General features: G+C 42.0%; 13 protein-coding genes. 2 read left to right on the top strand and 11 right to left on the bottom strand.

Annotated elements, in window-relative coordinates:
- Positions 1-136: 136 nt before the first annotated feature.
- Positions 137-2,311, bottom strand: coding sequence for a cation-translocating P-type ATPase (locus HMPREF1477_RS09285; RefSeq protein WP_016476628.1), 2,175 nt, complete (start codon positions 2,309-2,311; stop codon positions 137-139).
- 339 nt (positions 2,312-2,650) lie between these two features.
- Here HMPREF1477_RS09285 and HMPREF1477_RS09280 point away from each other — a divergent pair, with 339 nt between their 5' ends.
- Positions 2,651-3,301, top strand: coding sequence for a YigZ family protein (locus tag HMPREF1477_RS09280; RefSeq protein ID WP_016476627.1), 651 nt, complete (start codon positions 2,651-2,653; stop codon positions 3,299-3,301).
- 28 nt (positions 3,302-3,329) lie between these two features.
- On the opposite strand, the gene HMPREF1477_RS09275 is transcribed toward HMPREF1477_RS09280, so the two are convergent.
- Positions 3,330-3,518, bottom strand: coding sequence for a hypothetical protein (locus tag HMPREF1477_RS09275; RefSeq protein ID WP_016476626.1), 189 nt, complete (start codon positions 3,516-3,518; stop codon positions 3,330-3,332).
- 190 nt (positions 3,519-3,708) lie between these two features.
- Here HMPREF1477_RS09275 and HMPREF1477_RS09270 point away from each other — a divergent pair, with 190 nt between their 5' ends.
- A complete protein-coding gene (locus tag HMPREF1477_RS09270) occupies positions 3,709-4,599 on the top strand; it encodes a LysR family transcriptional regulator (protein WP_016476625.1) in 891 nt (296 codons plus the stop codon).
- A gap of 89 nt (positions 4,600-4,688) precedes the next feature.
- Here HMPREF1477_RS09270 and HMPREF1477_RS09265 read toward each other — a convergent pair whose 3' ends face one another.
- From HMPREF1477_RS09265 to yvcK, 9 genes are all read right to left on the bottom strand, one after another.
- Complete coding sequence (locus HMPREF1477_RS09265; RefSeq protein WP_016476624.1) at positions 4,689-5,639, bottom strand: dihydroorotate dehydrogenase; 951 nt, start codon at positions 5,637-5,639, stop codon at positions 4,689-4,691.
- On the bottom strand, positions 5,639-6,406 hold the full coding sequence (locus tag HMPREF1477_RS09260; protein WP_016476623.1) for a dihydroorotate dehydrogenase electron transfer subunit: 768 nt from the start codon (positions 6,404-6,406) through the stop codon (positions 5,639-5,641). Before HMPREF1477_RS09260 ends, HMPREF1477_RS09265 begins: the two co-directional genes overlap by 1 nt.
- A gap of 4 nt (positions 6,407-6,410) precedes the next feature.
- On the bottom strand, positions 6,411-9,611 hold the full coding sequence (gene carB / locus HMPREF1477_RS09255) for a carbamoyl-phosphate synthase large subunit (protein WP_016476622.1): 3,201 nt from the start codon (positions 9,609-9,611) through the stop codon (positions 6,411-6,413).
- Between the two features lies 1 nt (position 9,612).
- A complete protein-coding gene (carA, locus tag HMPREF1477_RS09250) occupies positions 9,613-10,680 on the bottom strand; it encodes a glutamine-hydrolyzing carbamoyl-phosphate synthase small subunit (protein ID WP_016476621.1) in 1,068 nt (355 codons plus the stop codon).
- Positions 10,680-11,966 carry a dihydroorotase gene (locus tag HMPREF1477_RS09245; protein WP_016476620.1) on the bottom strand — a complete coding sequence of 429 codons (1,287 nt, stop codon included), beginning with the start codon at positions 11,964-11,966 and terminating at the stop codon, positions 10,680-10,682. The genes carA and HMPREF1477_RS09245 overlap by 1 nt, the downstream gene beginning before the upstream one ends.
- Positions 11,950-12,900, bottom strand: coding sequence for an aspartate carbamoyltransferase catalytic subunit (locus HMPREF1477_RS09240; protein ID WP_005377928.1), 951 nt, complete (start codon positions 12,898-12,900; stop codon positions 11,950-11,952). The genes HMPREF1477_RS09245 and HMPREF1477_RS09240 overlap by 17 nt, the downstream gene beginning before the upstream one ends.
- A gap of 289 nt (positions 12,901-13,189) precedes the next feature.
- On the bottom strand, positions 13,190-15,871 hold the full coding sequence (locus HMPREF1477_RS09235; protein ID WP_016476619.1) for a hypothetical protein: 2,682 nt from the start codon (positions 15,869-15,871) through the stop codon (positions 13,190-13,192).
- Between the two features lie 4 nt (positions 15,872-15,875).
- Complete coding sequence (gene whiA / locus HMPREF1477_RS09230; RefSeq protein WP_005383011.1) at positions 15,876-16,823, bottom strand: DNA-binding protein WhiA; 948 nt, start codon at positions 16,821-16,823, stop codon at positions 15,876-15,878.
- Between the two features lie 12 nt (positions 16,824-16,835).
- Positions 16,836-18,185: a uridine diphosphate-N-acetylglucosamine-binding protein YvcK gene (gene yvcK, locus HMPREF1477_RS09225; protein ID WP_016476618.1), complete on the bottom strand. Its 1,350-nt coding sequence runs from the start codon at positions 18,183-18,185 to the stop codon at positions 16,836-16,838.
- Positions 18,186-18,195: the final 10 nt, after the last annotated feature.

The raw sequence follows: 18,195 nt of genomic DNA, 5'->3' as shown, positions 1-18,195 counted from the left end.
TAACTATACTCAGTATAACAAATCATACACTATTTAAAAATACCAGCTTTATAGGAATTAAATATGACACCCAAGTAAAACAAAGCACCTATACAACTGCATAGGTGCTTTATCAATATTATAACTTATTTGCCGTTTAAATCTTAGCGCGTTTTAAGCGAAGTGAATTACTTACTACTGTAACGGAGCTAAATGCCATCGCAGTACCTGCAATCATAGGATTCAAGGCACCTACAGCAGCCAAAGGAATACCGATACAGTTAAAGATCAATGCCCAGAATAAATTTTGTTTAATATTGGTCATCGTCTTACGGCTAAGACGTACAGCTTGTACCAATGTATGCAAATCATTGCGTACCAAAACGATATCTGCTGCTTCTACGGCGATATCTGTACCACTGCCGATAGCAAAGCCGATATCTGCAGTTACAAGAGCTGGAGCATCGTTGATACCATCGCCAACCATACCAACTACAAGGCCTTTATCTTGCAATTCTTTTACCTTGCTAGCCTTATCTTGAGGCAACACTTCAGCAATTACATGAGTAATGCCTGCTTGTTTTGCAATATATTGAGCTGTACGGCGATTATCACCGGTAAGCATCCATACATCGATGCCTTGAGACTGTAGTTCTTTTACAACCTCAATAGTTTCAGGACGCAATTCATCTTCTACAGCCCATAATGCACTGATGACACCATCTACAGCGAGAACAGATACAGATGCACCTTGTTCTTCAAAATGTTGAATATCATCTTGCACCTTAGATAAATCATAACCGAGTTCACTCATCCAACGGCTATGACCAAGTTGTACAGATACACCTTGGTAGGCACCTTGCAAGCCTTTACCCGGTACATCGCCAAAGCTTTCAAGTTCAACAGCCTTCCCCTTGTAGCCATGATCTTCACCATAATAAACCATAGCCTTAGCAATCGGATGCGATGTGCCGCTTTCAAGAGCCATCATGATGGACATGTTCACACTTTCATCACCACTATAGTTTTTGAATTCCGTTACATCGAGCACGCCTTGTGTAAGAGTACCTGTTTTATCCATAACGATAGCATTGAGTTTACCGGCCTTTTCAAGATATTCCGCACTCTTGATGAGAACACCATGTTCTGCGCCAAGGCCAGAACCTACCATGATGGATGTCGGTGTAGCAAGGCCAAGCGCACAAGGACAAGCGATTACTAGAACAGCGGTCGCATTAATAAAGGCTACATTGATAGAATCGCCTACAATAAAGTACCACACGAGACCAGTTAGGACAGCAAGGCCAATAACAGTTGGTACAAAGTATTGAGCCACAATATCCGCAATACGTTGAATGCTTGCTTTAGATGTTTGAGCTTCCTCTACGACCTTGATAATTTGAGATAACATCGTGTCGCTACCAATGCGCTTTGCTTCCATTGTGAAAGCACCACTTAAATTGATAGTCGCCCCAATAACCTCAGAGCCCACTTGTTTTTCTACAGGTAAGCTTTCACCTGTAAGCATAGCTTCATCAACGGTAGAGTAACCTTCTGTAATAGTACCGTCTACAGGAATCTTTTCACCGGCGCGCACTTGTAATACATCGCCAGCTACCACCTTAGAGGTAGGAATATCTACAAATTCACCATCGCGCAATACATGAGCCGTTGCCGGTTGCAAAGCAATTAGTTTTTGAAGCGCTTCAGACGTACGCCCCTTGGCTACCTCTTCTAACAATTTACCTAGAAGAATAAATGTGATAAGCCATGCAGAGGTTTCAAAGTAAATACCATGAGGACCAAGTTCTGGATGGAACTGCCAATTGTAAATACTGAACAAATACGCCACACTCGTACCCATAACAACGAGGACATCCATCGTAAGAGCCCCATTCTTTACGGCACTCCATGCACTCTTATAGAACATGAGACCCGGGCCAAATTGAGCGATAGTGGCTAATACAAATTCAACCCAAACCGGCAACGCTTGAATACCAAAACGATGCAAGGTCATGTTGATCATCATCGGTACCGCCATACAAGCCGCAATAATAAGGCGTGTAATATGTGGTTTTAAATTAACCTTTTCTATTTCCTGTTTCGTTTCATCCGCTTCAGTAGCACCAAAACCGATATTCGTTATGGCATCGATAATTTGTTGTGGTTCTACAGTAGCGCCATCCTTAAACTCTACGCTCCCCTTACGGGTTAGTAGGTTAACCTTTACAGAAGCTACGCCATCCACCTTGGATACGACGTTTTCAACGCGTTTTACACAGGCTGCACAATGCATGCCCGTAATGTCAAACTCTTGTTTTTTTGTACTCATATATAACTTCCTTCGAAACAATTCAAATCAGAGATTCATAAAATATGATAAATACAGTATATTTGTAATATTTATTACATGAACTAATACTCATATATCTACTATTTATAATAACATAGATTCTCAATTCGTCAATATCCTACTAAAACTAGAGGGTTATTCCTTTTCTGTAAGGGAATTAATAATTGCGATTGTAGTGCTATATATTGTGTAAATAAATATATATATTATTAAACATTATCGCTCATAATCTATACATTACCTTTATAAATAGCTTATAATAAAGTGATGATGATGAATAAATACTATAGTGGTAAAAATAAGAATGGAGGTGAGGAAATGCCAGATACAACTAGCCCTACCGTGGAATTCATATCCATTGCCAAAGAATTCCGCCATGAATATGTAGTGGAGAAATCCAGATTTATCACTACCGTATATCCATGTAGTACCGAAGAGGATGCGCAATCTTTTATCGCCCGTATCAATAAAGAGTTTTGGGATGCTCGGCATAATTGTACGGCCTTCGCATTAGGACCAAAGCAAGAACAACAACGCTCGTCCGATAATGGTGAACCATCGGGCACTGCTGGAAAGCCTATGCTAGAAGTCTTGAAAAAGACAGGTATTACAAATGTAGCCGTTGTGGTAACACGCTACTTTGGCGGTATAAAACTAGGGGCTGGTGGATTAATCCGAGCATACTCCCACTCCGTTGCTGAAACATTGCGTCTTGCACCAAAGGAATTGCATACCACAAGAATACAATTACAAGCGATTATTGACTATGCACTATATGGCACAATAGAACGCTATCTACAGGATGCACAACTACATTATGAGGCTACCTTTGGAGAAAAAATAGATCTTACGATTTTAGTGCCACCTATCGATATAGAACGGATACAAAAAGAGCTCCAAGACATGAGTCATGGAGCTGCTACTTGTAATGTATTAGATGCTATCGAAGTGGTATTACCACTAGATTAAGTGTTCAATCAATTCGTACACTAACTAATTAGTTGCCATTATGAACTAAACCAGTAAGGCCTTGATTCATTTCATGACGTTTTTCAGTTGTCAATGGATGTGGCCATACGCGTTCTAATTGTTTTTTACGACTAACACCAGCATTATGTGCTGTCATTAATCTACGTGCTTCCCAATTACGAATTGCTTTACTTAATGTTCTTTTTACTACGCCCATAGTAGTACTCACTTTCCTAGTCACTGCAACTATATCAAAAATATTGATGAGATTATTAAAACAACTTTTTATGTGCTTTAATTCTCTTGATGTGTATAGTATATATGACATTTCTTAAAAGGTAAAATAACTATTCCTTTATTAGTTATAAATTTTAATTATCATGATTTGTGTATTAAAGGGGGATTTTATGGACACATCGTATTATCACAATTTTATAACCCTTGTTCAAACAGGAAACATGACACAAGCTGCAGAAATTCTCCACATTACACAACCGGCTTTGAGTAAGCAGTTAAAATATTTAGAGGCAGAATTTGGCGCTCAGCTCATCAATATTAAACGAGGTCAACGGGGTTCCAATTTACAACTTACCGATGCAGGTAAAATTTTTTATGAAAAAGCACAGCAATTATGTTCTATTGAAGAATCTACGTATAATGCAGTACAACAGTTAAATTCACGTATCGAAGGTACGCTGCGCATCGCTACCTCTGCATCCCGTTCCACCCCCATCGTACAACAATATTTGCCGGCATTCTCCATGAAATATCCATCTGTACACTTTGAAATTTACGAAGGACTCATGACCAATGTCGTAAAACAGCTCATCAGTGGCAGTGCAGAAATTGGAATTGCTAATATCCAAATGGTAGATACTGATAAATTTGATATTCTTTTAACCCAAGAGGAACATCTATACGCATTATTTAGACGCGATGTGTTCTGGACTGATCGCGAACACGATACCATCACCTGGGATGATATTAAACAATGCCCTCTCTCCTTATCTGGTGGGTCCGTAAGAATGATTATGCAATCATCCTTAACAGATATGGAACATCTAAATGTGAGCGCTATTACGACTACCAAAACATCGGCCATTGAATGGGCATCATCCGGTCGTACGGTAGCACTGGTCCCAATGGATGCCAAAGAAATGGTAAATCACCGCAAAATGTCACGCATTAAATTACCTGAATTTTCCGGTGACTACAAAAAAGCATTCATAACCTTAAAAGGTCATGCCCTTTCACCGGTGGCACAACAATTTATAGATTTCTATAAAGCCTACGTATAATACATTTACCAATATTGATACGAAATAATTACATATACACAAAAAAGCAGGAACTGGCATCGCCAATTCCTGCTTTTGTTATAGCTCGACTATGATTGATGTACGGCACCAATAATATCAGTAATACTGTTTAGATTATATCGTTCCACATAATCGCCCATTTCACGAGCAATACGAGAAATCGCGATTGGATCAACCATCGTAGCGGTACCAACTTGTACGGCCTGGGCACCGGCCATCATAAATTCGATAGCATCTGTACCACTCATGATACCACCAAGGCCAATAATAGGAATAGTAACCCCTTTATAGACTTGGTGAACCATGCGAAGCGCCACAGGTTTTACTGCTGGACCAGATAGACCGCCATAAATATTACCTAACAATGGTTTGCGACGGTGAATATCAATAGCCATGCCTAACAATGTATTAATGAGGCTAACCCCATTACCACCACCGGCTTCTACAGCCTTTGCAATTTCCACGATATCTGTTACATTTGGTGAAAGTTTTACGATAACCGGCTTATCGGTTACTTTACGAACCGCTTTAGTTACTTGTTCAACAACCTTTGGGTCTACGCCAAATGCCATACCTTCACTCTCTACATTTGGACATGATACATTGACTTCAAGGCCTGCAATACCATCCACAGATAGTGTTTCTGCCATCCAAGCAAATTCCTCTACTGTACCAGCAGACATATTAGCTAGTAGCGGTACATCATATTTCTTAAGTTCTGGCAAAATATCCGTAACAAAATGTTCTGCTCCAGGATTTTCAAGGCCAATGCAGTTCAATACACCAGATGGAGTTTCTGCAATACGCGGGCCCGGATTACCATGACGACCTTTAGGCGTTAATCCTTTCACAGAGATAGCCCCCACCTCATTACTAAGGTCTAGATAACCAGCGTATTCAGGACCATTTCCAAAGGTACCAGATGCAGCGATAATAGGATTTTTCATCTTAATACCGCAATAATCGATGGCGAGTTTTGGGTTTGGTGTAACGGTGTTATTTAAATCGCGTTCACTCATTAAAAGAACACCTCCTCAGCTGGGAATACAGGACCATCTTTACAAACCTTATAGCGCTTACCACCCACGCCATCACAAGCACAGCCTAAACAACCACCTGTACCACAGCCCATCCGTTCTTCTAAGGACACTTGGCAAGGTACATTGAGCTCTTTAGCCACTTGAGCCACACCTTTCATCATCGGTGTAGGGCCACAAGTCATAACGGAAGTGAATGTATTAGAATTAATTAGTTCAGGCATAATAGCTGTTGGGAACCCCTTTGTACCTACACTGCCATCATCTGTTGTGATATGAACCTGTACAGTTGTATCCTTGAACAAATCAGCCCAGAAGGTTTCGCTTTCATTTCTAAAACCCAAGATAACTTGTGCAGATTCACCCTTTTGTAAATGGGACGCAATACAAAGCATCGGTGCAATACCGACACCACCGCCAACGAGAAGCATATTCTCAGATGTTACAAATGGTTCGCCCAACGGGCCTAAACAATCTAATGTATCACCAGGTACGAGGCGAGTCATAATATCCGTCCCCTTACCTACGACACGGTACAAAAGGGTAATCGTACCCTTTTGTACATCAAATCCAGCATAGCTAATAGGGCGACGCAATAATGGCGCCGTAGAATCCGCTACGCGAACATTACAAAACTGCCCTACCTTTGCTTCTGCTGCTTGTTTTGGTGCGTGAATATCCATAATCCACACATCAGAGCCTATTTGCTCATTGCGAACGACTTCGCCCTGTTCTACATAGCCACTCATGGTATTACTCCAATTCAAAATCTTGTAATGCTTCTACATTGTAGTTAGCATCATCTTTACGGTTTGCTACAACGCGCAATACTTCACGAGCTGTATCAAGACTTGTTAAGCATGGTGTACCCATTTCTACAGCGAGACGGCGCAATTGGAAACCTTCACGTTCAGGCCGTTTACCAGCTGTCAATGTATTAAGTACGAGATCCACCTTATCTTGGCGAATGTGGTCAGCACAGTTGTCTTCGCCTTCATGGATTTTATTAACGACCTTGCAATTAACACCATGTTCGATGAAGTATTTGCCTGTACCACCAGTCGCTTCGATGTGATAGCCAAGGTCGATGAAACCTTTTGCAAGTTCACAAGCTTCTGCTTTGTCGCGATCTGCTACGGTCATAAGAATTGTACCATCTTCTGGGATACGCATGTTGGCACCATTAATAGCTTTAAACAATGCTTCAGAATAGGTACGACCAATCCCCATAACTTCACCAGTAGATTTCATTTCAGGTCCAAGAGCGATTTCTACAAGACCCATTTTGGAGAAGGAGAATACTGGTGCTTTTACAGCTACATATGGTTTATTAGGTACAAGCCCTAAAGGTAAGCCTAAATCGTTTAAGCTTTCACCAAGAGCAATTCGAGTTGCACATTCTACCATATTAATACCTGTAACCTTAGAAATAAATGGTACAGTACGGCTAGAACGAGGGTTAACTTCAATTACATTAAGTTCGCCATCAGCCACGATGTATTGAATATTAAGAACGCCCTTAACATTAAGGCCAATTGCAATACGACGTGTATAATCTACGATTTGATCGATAATTTCTTGGCTCAAATGTTGTGCTGGATAAACCGCCATGGAGTCACCAGAGTGAACACCGGCGCGTTCGATTTGTTCCATAATGCCAGGGATACATACGTCAGTACCGTCAGAAATAGCATCAACCTCTACTTCCATACCAACCATGTAACGGTCGATAAGAACCGGATGTTCTTTGGACGCTACTACGGCTTCCTTCATGTATACATCGAGTTCTTTATCGTTGTATACGATTTCCATGGCACGACCACCCAATACATAGGAAGGACGAACGATTAATGGGTATTTTAAGTTCTTAGCAGCTGCTTGCGCTTCTTCATCAGAAGTTACAAGAGCACCTACTGGACGAGGAATACCAAGTTTTGCCAATAATTCGTCAAAACGTTCACGGTCTTCTGCCATATCGATACTATCTACAGATGTACCGAGGATTTTTACGCCACGCTTAGCCAATGGACCTGCTAAGTTGATAGCCGTTTGACCACCAAATTGAGCAATAACGCCAGCTGGTTGTTCTTTATCAATGATTTCCATTACATCGTCCACTGTTAATGGTTCGAAGTACAAAGAATCAGAAATATCGAAGTCTGTAGACACTGTTTCTGGGTTATTATTGATCATAATAGATTGGTAACCCGCTTTACGAAGTGCCCAAGAGGAATGCACAGAGCAGTAGTCAAACTCTACACCTTGACCGATACGAATTGGGCCGGAACCAAGTACTACAACGGATTTTTCACCTAGTGGTTTAACTTCGTCTTCTTGTGCATAAGCACTATAGTAGTATGGTGTTTTAGATTCGAATTCTGCAGCACATGTATCTACATATTTATAGGTTGGAAGAATATTCCATTCTTTGCGTTTTGCTTTTACTTCTTCTGCAGTTGTATTCGCATAGCGTGCGATAACAGTATCAGGGAAAGAATAGCGTTTAGCTAAACGCAATACATCTTGAGTCAAACCATGTTCAGTTAACGCTTTTTCTACATTGACGATATTCTTGATTTTTTCAATGAAGAATGTATCGATTTTAGTAATGTAGTGGATTTTTTCTACGCTAATCCCCTTGCGAAGTGCTTCAGCCACAACATAGATACGTTCATCATCTACTAAATGTAAACGTTCAATCAATTGTTCCATAGACTCATGAGCGATTTTCTTAAGCTCAATGTGGTCTAAACCGATTTCCAAGGAGCGAATAGCTTTCAATAAAGAACCTTCCAAGGTACGGTCGATGGCCATAACTTCGCCAGTCGCCTTCATTTGAGTGCCCAAGGTACGGTCTGCCAAATTGAATTTTTCAAATGGCCAACGAGGGAACTTAGTTACTACATAGTCAAGCGTTGGTTCGAAGCATGCTTTTGTTTCGCCTGTTACAGCATTTGTAATTTGATCCAATGTCATACCTACTGCAATTTTTGCAGCTACCTTCGCGATTGGATAACCAGTTGCCTTAGACGCCAACGCAGAGGAACGAGATACACGAGGGTTTACTTCGATAACGATATATTCGTTACTATCTGGATTCAATGCGTATTGTACGTTACAACCACCTTCAATTTTCAAATAGCGAATGATATCTACAGATGCAGTACGAAGCATTTGGTATTGAATATCGTTCAATGTTTGGCTTGGTGCCACAACGATGGAGTCACCCGTATGTACGCCTACAGGGTCGATATTTTCCATGTTACATACGATGATACAGTTATCTGCACTATCGCGCATTACTTCGTATTCGATTTCTTTCCAACCTGCAACGGAACGTTCCGCCAAGATTTGGTGAATTGGTGAAAGTTTCAAACCACGGCGTGTGATTTCATACATTTCATCTTCATTATGAGCGATACCGCCACCAGTACCACCCAATGTGTATGCAGGGCGGATGATGATAGGATAACCGATGCGATTTGCAAAGGCTACAGCCTCTTCAAGGTCATTGAAGATGTCAGATTCAGGAACTGGTTGATTGATTTCCTTCATCGCTTCCTTGAAAAGTTCGCGGTCTTCTGCATGTTTAATAGCTTCTAGCGTTGTACCAAGTAGTTTAACACCATACTCTTCGAGTACACCTGCTTCAGATAATTGAACGGCCATATTTAGACCTACTTGGCCACCCAATGTTGCCAATAAGCCCCAAGGGCGTTCTTTTTTTATAACTTCTGTTACGAATTCAAGGCTAATAGGTTCTACATATACGCGGTCTGCAATATCTGTATCTGTCATGATTGTTGCAGGGTTGGAGTTAACCAATACTACCTTGTAGCCTTCTTCACGAAGGGAACGGCACGCTTGTGTACCAGCATAGTCGAATTCTGCTGCTTGGCCGATAATAATTGGACCAGAACCAATTACGAGTACTTTTTTTGCTTCTGTGGTCATATTATTTTCCCTTTCTCATCATATCTTCAAATTCATCAAACAAATATAGGTTATCAGTCGGTCCAGGGGACGCTTCTGGATGGTATTGTACGGAGAAAATTGGCAATTCTTTATGGCGCATACCTTCAACAGTACCATCGTTCACACTGCGATGTGTGATTTCAATATAATCAGGCAAAGAAGTATCATCTACGGCAAAGCCATGGTTTTGAGATGTAATATATACGCGGCCTGTGCGAAGATCTTGTACAGGGTGATTAGAACCACGGTGACCAAATTTTAGTTTGAATGTAGTGCCGCCGTATGCTTGTGCTAATACTTGGTGACCCATGCAGATACCAAAGATTGGTTTCTTACCAAACATTTTCTTCACTTCTTCTACTGCATAACCTAAATCTTGAGGGTCTCCGGGGCCATTGGACAAGAAAATACCATCAGGATTAACAGCAAGAACATCTTCTGCTTTAGAATCTGCTGGGAATACAGTTAAACGGCAACCAGCAACCTCTAAGGAGCGAAGGATGTTTTCTTTTACGCCATAATCCATTACAGCCACATGGAATTCTGCATTTTTATCGCCACGCATGCCTTGCCATTTTGTAGTGACACGCATAACTTGGTCTGTAGGCAATTCTTGTTTAAATAATTTTTGAATATCTTCCATTGGATAATCAGCACGCACAAGTACGCCTTTCATAACGCCATGGTTACGAATGGTACGCGTAATAGCACGCGTATCTACATCATAGAGGCAAGGAATGCCATGTAGACGTAAATATTCACTGAACAAGCCTTCATTTTGCCAGTTAGATGGGAAATCGCACAACTCACCTACAATAAAGCCTTTACAGTATGGTTTAGGACCTTGTGTAATAGCATTTAATGTGCCATAGTTACCAACCAATGGATATGTTAATGTTATAATTTGATCCGCATAGGATGGGTCAGTCAAGATTTCTTGATACCCAGTCATGCCCGTGTTGAACACGACTTCGCCCACTGTTGGAGCGCCGCCCAATATGGAACCTTCAAATACGGAACCGTCTTCCAGAACTAATTTGCCTTTCATTATAGGACCACGCCCTCCTTCATAACGATATTACCGTCTACAACGGTAAGTTTTGCTTTACCAGTAACAGTCATGCCATCAAATGGGCTAACTTTACCTTTTGTATAGAATTTATTTCTATCTACAGTCCATTGTTCTGTAGTAGAGAACACTGTAATATCTGCTGGTTTACCAACTTCTAAAACACCTGCATCTAGATGCATTAACTCAGCTGGGCGCGTACTCATGTAGTACACCACTTGGTCGATGCTAAGTTTATCTGGCCCATAGGCATTTGTAATAACGCCGGCCAAGGATGTTTCAAGACCACTAAAACCATTTGGAGCACAGCAGAATTCATGGTCTTTTTCTTCAAATGCATGTGGTGCATGGTCTGTAATAATAGCATCGATAGTGCCATCTTTCAAACCTTCTAGCAATGCTTGACGATGATCTTCGGAGCGAATTGGCGGTGCCATTTTGAAAGCTGGATTATATTCGCGTAAATATTCATCCGTAAAGGATAAATGTTGGCTCGTTACTTCACAAGTTACATTAACCCCTTTAGCCTTTGCACGACGTACCATATCGACCGTATTTTTACTACTTACGTGAGCGATATGAATATGACCGCCTGTCATTTCTGCTAACAAGATATCGCGAGCTACGGCCAAATCTTCGGCTACAGCCGGACGACCGATAACGCCCATTTCATAAGATACGAAACCTTCATGCATATGACCATTTTTAGTCAAGCTAATATCTTCTGCATGGTCGATAACCATTTTATTGAACATGGATGAATATTCTAACGCACGACGCATGAAAGCAGCACTTTCTACATAGTGTCCATCATCAGAATACGCTACAACACCAGCCTCAGCCATATCGCCTAATTCAGCAAGTTCTTTACCTTCAAGGTTCTTGGATACAGCACCGATGAATTCTACTTTTACGACACCAGTAAGTTCAGCTTGTTTTTTCAAACCTCGTACAAGAGCCGCATTATCTACTACTGGTGTTGTATTCGCCATGGTCACGACGCGTGTAAAACCACCAGCAGCTGCCGCTTGTGTACCAGAATGGAAATCTTCTTTTGCTTCTTGTCCTGGTTCGCGCAAATGTGTATGAATATCGATAAGACCCGGTGCTACAATAAGTCCTGTTGCATCATATACTTCAGCACCATCTGCACTTAAATTTTGACCGATGGCTGCAATTTTACCATCTTTCACGAGAACGTCTGCTACTTCATGTTGTTGTTTTGCCGGATTGACTACCGTACCATTTTTAATAAGCAAGCTCACTACCGTCACCTCCATGAATTGTTAAGTACAATACAGCCATACGAACGGATACACCATTGCGTACTTGTTCTTGAATTACGGATTGATCCCAGTAGGCTACATCTGGGGAAATTTCAAGGCCACGGTTCATTGGGCCTGGATGCATAACCATAACATCGTCTTTTGCTAGGCTTAATACATCTTTATTGATACCAAAGATACGCGCATATTCGCGGTTTGTTGGATATAGAGCGGAGTGAATGCGTTCTAATTGAATGCGAAGTACATTGACAACGTCTGCATCTTTCACAGCTTCACGCACATCGTGATGAATGGTAACACCCATTTTTTCAAGTTCAGGATACAACATAGTACGAGGACCTGCCAAATGAACGTCGGCCCCCATTTTAGTAAGGCCGTAAACATCGGAGCGAGCTACACGGCTATGCATAATATCGCCTACAATAACAACTTTTTTACCTTCTAATGAACCTTTGCGTTCAATGATGGAGAACATATCGAGCAATGCTTGTGTTGGATGTTCATGGGCACCATCGCCAGCATTGATAATGATAGGATCAACGGCTTTTGTCGCATAGAGAGGAGCCCCTTCTGCACTACTGCGCATTACGATGGCATCCGTCCCCATATAGGACAATGTTAATAATGTATCGCGGAAGCTTTCACCCTTACCCATAGAGGAACCACTTGGTGTAATATTGATTACATCTGCCCCTAAATATTTACCTGCTAGTTCAAAAGAACTACGCGTACGTGTACTAGGTTCCATGAATAAATTGATAATCGCCTTACCTTTCAAATAAGGGATTTTTTTGTCATCAGACAAAACAACCTTCTTCATCTTTTTCGCTACATCTAGAATTAATTTAATTTCTTCAGGTGTAGCATGTTGTAACCCTAACAAATGTTTGCCATGCAAGCTCACTTGTCCCATGATTGCCTCCTAACCGTATAACAAAAAAGACCTCTTGCCCCAGGGCAAAAGGTCGAATAGTTTGCACAAAGAAGCCCTTGAGGGCGCTTCAACTATATGTCCTTTTTTAGCCTCTCTGGACCAATTTAAAAGGGATTTTGTAATGCTACAGTATCTCGTACTGTATATTGCATTTATCTCTATTCATTGTACTGAAATTACCTGTGAAAGTCAATGTAATTCCCATGAAGAAACATAAATCGGATGCCTCAAAAGGCATCCGATTTAATATGTAAATTCACCGATTCGTTTACTGTTGTTTTCTTGTCAACTGATCAATAGATACCGCATTTTGTGTAGTATCTTCATCTTGATCGGCAGATGTATTAACATCATCTAACTCAGCAAAGCTACGACGTTTACCTCCTTGTGCTGCAATACGCGCTGCTTCACGTTCTTCTGCCAATTTTTGACGTGCAATTTCTGCGTTTCGCTTAGCGATAATTTGTCGTTGTGCAGCTAAGCGGATTTCTTCAGCCCGTTGAGCTGCTTTTTTCTGAGCTTCCCGTTGAATATCAGCACGACGGCGTGCCTCTTTGGCTTGTTCTTGAGCAATTTCGTATTCACGGTACCGTTTTTCTGCCAATTGGCGAGCTTCTTCGGCTTTTCTAGCCGCTTCTGCTTGTTCCTTCGCAATCCGTTCACGCTCTGCTTTACGTGCCGCTTCTGCAGCGCGATTTTCTTCGCGGATGCGAGCTTCCTCAGCTTGTCGAGCGGCTTCCGCAATACGTTCTGCTTCCGCAATTCTTGCAGCCTCTGCCTTACGAGCCTCTTCGGCACGGCGTGCTTCTTCGGTTTTACGCGCTTCTTCGGCCCGTTTTGCTTCCTCTGCAATACGACGTTCTTCGGCTTTACGCGCTTCTTCTTGAGCTTTTGCAATAGCTGCTAGGCGAGCGTCTTCAGCTTTACGAGCGGCTTCTTGTCGAGCCATTTCGGCCTTGCGCAATGCTTCCTGACGAGCTTCTTCGGCTTTTCTAGCCTCTTCAGTGCGTTTTGCTTCGGCTGCAATTCGATCAGCCTCTGCTTTGGCTTCTGCAGCCTTGCGTTTTTCCTCGGCCTGACGAGCCGCCTCTTGACGCGCCGCTTCTGCTTTTCTAGCCGCTTCTTGGCGTTCTGCTTCGTTTTTAGCCGCTTGTTCTGCCGCTTTGTGTTCTGCCTCTATGCGTGCAGCCTCAGCTCGTTGTTCAGCCAAAATGCGTTCTTCTTCAGCCTTACGCTGCGCTTCTAACCGTTGTGCTTCTAATTTTGCTGCATATTCACGAGCTTTTTGCTCGGCTGCTTCTCGAGTAGCTTGCTCACGTTCCGCTTTTTCACGAGCTGCTTGTTCGGCTGCCATGCGTGCTGCCTCTGCTTTTTGAGCATCAGCCTTGGCTTTTTGTTCGGCTGCAATACGAGCCGCTTCAGCCTTAGCCGCATCATCTTTCGCCTTTTGCTCTGCTGCAATGCGTGCTGCTTCCGCTTTTTGGGCATCAGCCTTAGCTTTTTGTTCAACCAATTGTCGATCAGCTTCCGCTTTAGCACGTGCTCGTTCAGCAGCTGCATCGGCTTTTGCCTTAAGTTTAGCTTGTTCCTCTGCATCTCGTTTATCAAGCTCAGCCTGTCTATCTTGAGCCGCTTTATGAGCAGCAGCTGCCTTTTCAGCCGCTAATTTAGCTGCCTCTGCTAATTGATGAGCTTGTTCTTCTTTTTGCGTTTTCGCTGCTACATATTTTTCTTCAATGGCCACCTTCTTAGCTGCTTCGGCTGCTTCTTTTTGTGCCTCTGCTTCTAATGCACGCTGACCAGCTTCATTAGTAGCCAATACGCGCGCATATTGAGGGTTTGCTAACGCTTCTGGAATCAGTAAAAAACGAACTGGTAAATTCGAAGCACCAGCCGGCATGAAATCGATGGTCAACGTATCGCCACCGTAATAGTTCCCCATGTATCGAGAATCTAATACAGTATTATGACCTAATGCCATTAAACCATCATCACCACCGATATGATAGGTCATACTTTCACTAGGAGCCTTCTGCCAACGACGTTGTGCTTTCACAGTAAAAGAACCAGAATAACCGCCGCCTAATGGATTGAAATAGAGGCGGAAAGGGTCCTCGCCACTTGTAGGAATTTTAACGGTATAAGAAATACCATAGTTCCCTGCGTCCTTAACATAGGCTTTATTATCGAGCTCATCCACGCCCTCTACAAAACGGTCTTCTCTATCATTGCCCAGTTCCACATAGGCGCCACCTAATGTGGTATTATATTCTTTTGTTACTGCCATTTCGCGCTCAGCACCGGTGAAAGTACCACGCAACCGCACATGGTCTATAGGCAAATTATTCACCCAATACGAGGACTCAATAGAGTTCAGATTCATAGGAATCATCATAACCCGTGCAAATACAGGAGCACTTGTTTGCAAATCTACGATGCCTGTAAATAAAGCATCTTTAGGTATTGGGGAGTGTTCTAAATCGGTAAATACGAGTTGACGACTTTTGGGAGGCATCACAAAGGAATACAATGGTTTATCCGTCAATGGTTGCTCTAATTCCTTTCGTGATAAATCGCGGCCCGCCGCAAAATAATCTGATGTGGCGATGGATTTTAGTTCACGGAACACGGCAATACCATTTGGTTCATTACCGGTATTCTCCAAGATAATGGCAATCTTATGAGGTTCAGCCATTTCATTTACATGGTAAAAGTAGATACGCCCTTTCCCATTAATGCTACCAGCACTTAAAACGCCGCCTACGGGACCTACATATTCAGGACTATCAGATAATAGCAATGTATCCTTCTGCGCTTGTAACTCCGCTGGTAATGGAGTAAACGAAAAATATCCTATGGAGTTCAAATCAATATCGCTTGCCGCATGACCTGTTAATGCTCCCATAACTGCTAACATTGTCGCTAGCTTATATGTTTTCTTAAATAACATAATATTAAACCTCTTCCAGCCCCATAGGATCATATGTAAGGGCTAATGCTTCTAACTTTTTCAAACGATGTCCAATACCTGATTTAGATAAGGTACCATTCATCATTTCTTCTAATTCTTTTAAACTTGCTTCCGGATTATTCCAGCGCAATCTAGCTACAATTTTCAGTTTATCCGGCAATGCATCAATACCTATATGCTCATCCAATATACGGATGGCTTTCACTTGACGTACCGCTGCATCTACAGTTTTTTGTAAATTTGCAGTCTCACAATTTACCTGTCGATTGATCTGATTGCGAACGGTCTTCATGATGCGTACATTTTCAAATTCCATTAATGCCGATTGAGCACCCATGACCTGTAAACAATTTGTTACCGCATCGCCTTCTTTAAGATATACCACATATTCTTCTTTACGCTCTGTTAGGCCTGCATGAATGTGAAATAATTTCAATACATATACAATTTCTCGTGCAAAAGCTTCGTTGCCCGTCATAAACTCAAGATGGTAATCACTTTGTGGTTTATTAACGGATCCGCCCCCTAAAAAAGCGCCGCGCAAGAAGGCGCGTCGCGCCTCCATCGAGTGTAACCACTTCCGTGGCAACTGTTCGGTAACAGGCCACAGTGCCAAATCTTCTAAGGCTTGACGCCCCTCTTGTGATGGATCCACGGTTAATGTATACATATTCTTTTTCCGCAAATTTAAACCTTGGCGTACCATAACATGGGTCGGCAATTCGTATTGTTTTTTAAGTATGCCTAGCAAACGTCTAGCCACCGCATTATTAGCAGTGGCTAGTCGTATACCGATAGCTCCCCTCATACCGAGCAATAAGGAACCACCCATGCGCAATAAGCAGGATGCTTCAATTTTCATGGCCACATCGGTATCCGTTTCAGGCTCATAGGCACATAATTCATTTTTTACATCTTCTGCAAAAGACATAGGTTTTCCTTTCTAATGATCAGCACGGCGTAAATAGTATTCTAATACCCGTGGTTCCATATCTGATTTCATAGCATATATGATATCCATAAGGACCTTACCTAAACGTTCTGGGTCATGAATAGCCGGTTTTTCTTGGCTAATGAGCGTTGCTCTAACCGTGCGAATCCCCATGTCTTGTAAACGTTTAGAATCGATGGCCACAGGTTCTGAACCAACTGCGCTATACTGTTCTACCATTTGAATTGGCAAAGGTCCATCATTGGCGAGAACCGTATCGATGATGCCTCCTCCACTATGGTCGATGATAGCTTGTACGTGATCAGCCAATGTGTAGCCTGACGTTTCACCAGGTTGTGTCATTACATTGGCAATGTAAATTTTATTGGCCTTACTAGCGCGCACATGGTCCGCGATTTTGTCGGTCAATAAATTAGGAATAATACTCGTATAGAGACTACCAGGCCCTAATATGATAACATCTGCTTCATCAATGGCGCGCAATGCAGCGCCTTCTGGTTTTGGATGTTCAGGACTACTAAATACGCGTTTAATCTTCTTTCCTGCGTGTGGAATATTACTTTCACCATCCACAATTGTGCCATCAATGAGTTCAGCACTGAGTTGAATAAATTCTGTAGATGACGGAATGACACGACCGCGGACACGCAATAATTTACTAGCCGCTTCGAGGGCCTCCTCTATATCGCCATCATAAACCTGTGCCAACGCAGTGATAAAGAGATTCCCAAAGCTATGACCAGAGAGCTCATTGTTCCCTTCAAAACGATAGCGAAAAAGATTTTCCATAACACCTTCTTGTTCTGCAAGAGCTACAAGACAGTTGCGTAAATCGCCAGGTGCAATCATTTTAAAATCTTCTCGCAAGCGACCGGAAGAACCGCCATCATCGGCAACCGTAACGATAGCCGATAAATTAGATGTGTGAGCTTTCAAACCGCGCAATAAATTGGATAAGCCCGTACCACCACCAATAACGACGATTTTAGGGCCTTTATCAAGTCGGATATTTTGAAAGATAATATCTGATACCTTGCTAGATGGATCTGGTAAAACAGCACGGATAATGGTTTTAATAACCTTGCTCGTACCAACTAAAATTAAAATAGCCGATATACCAATAAGAACTGCGCCCACTAAAATCAATACATTGTAATTATAATATCCCGTTAAGGAATAGGAATAGGCAAGAACAATATCCTCTATATACGATAACCATTGATAGTTAAATAATAGTGAAATGCCTATGATTAATAAGCCTACCCCCAAGCTATAGAGAGCAAGCCAACGTTTTATATTAAGGCCCGGGATTAACCACCGGAACCAACGTTTTCGTAACATATAATCCCCT

It is taken from the genome of Veillonella sp. HPA0037, assembly GCF_000411535.1.
Taxonomy (GTDB): domain Bacteria; phylum Bacillota; class Negativicutes; order Veillonellales; family Veillonellaceae; genus Veillonella; species Veillonella atypica.
Note: the sequence above shows the minus strand (reverse complement) of the source record. Positions and strands in the feature narration are given on the sequence as shown.

Excerpts from the sequence above, each read along its gene's own strand:
- HMPREF1477_RS09235 (WP_016476619.1), bottom strand. The coding sequence starts at position 15,871 with ATGTTATTTAAGAAAACATATAAGCTAGCGACAATGTTAGCAGTTATG.
- HMPREF1477_RS09275 (WP_016476626.1), bottom strand. The coding sequence starts at position 3,518 with ATGGGCGTAGTAAAAAGAACATTAAGTAAAGCAATTCGTAATTGGGAA.
- HMPREF1477_RS09260 (WP_016476623.1), bottom strand. The coding sequence starts at position 6,406 with ATGAGTGGCTATGTAGAACAGGGCGAAGTCGTTCGCAATGAGCAAATA.
- HMPREF1477_RS09270 (WP_016476625.1), top strand. The coding sequence starts at position 3,709 with ATGGACACATCGTATTATCACAATTTTATAACCCTTGTTCAAACAGGA.
- carB (WP_016476622.1), bottom strand. The coding sequence starts at position 9,611 with ATGACCACAGAAGCAAAAAAAGTACTCGTAATTGGTTCTGGTCCAATT.
- HMPREF1477_RS09265 (WP_016476624.1), bottom strand. The coding sequence starts at position 5,639 with ATGAGTGAACGCGATTTAAATAACACCGTTACACCAAACCCAAAACTC.
- HMPREF1477_RS09280 (WP_016476627.1), top strand. The coding sequence starts at position 2,651 with ATGCCAGATACAACTAGCCCTACCGTGGAATTCATATCCATTGCCAAA.
- whiA (WP_005383011.1), bottom strand. The coding sequence starts at position 16,823 with ATGTCTTTTGCAGAAGATGTAAAAAATGAATTATGTGCCTATGAGCCT.
- carA (WP_016476621.1), bottom strand. The coding sequence starts at position 10,680 with ATGAAAGGCAAATTAGTTCTGGAAGACGGTTCCGTATTTGAAGGTTCC.
- yvcK (WP_016476618.1), bottom strand. The coding sequence starts at position 18,185 with ATGTTACGAAAACGTTGGTTCCGGTGGTTAATCCCGGGCCTTAATATA.
- HMPREF1477_RS09240 (WP_005377928.1), bottom strand. The coding sequence starts at position 12,900 with ATGGGACAAGTGAGCTTGCATGGCAAACATTTGTTAGGGTTACAACAT.
- HMPREF1477_RS09285 (WP_016476628.1), bottom strand. The coding sequence starts at position 2,311 with ATGAGTACAAAAAAACAAGAGTTTGACATTACGGGCATGCATTGTGCA.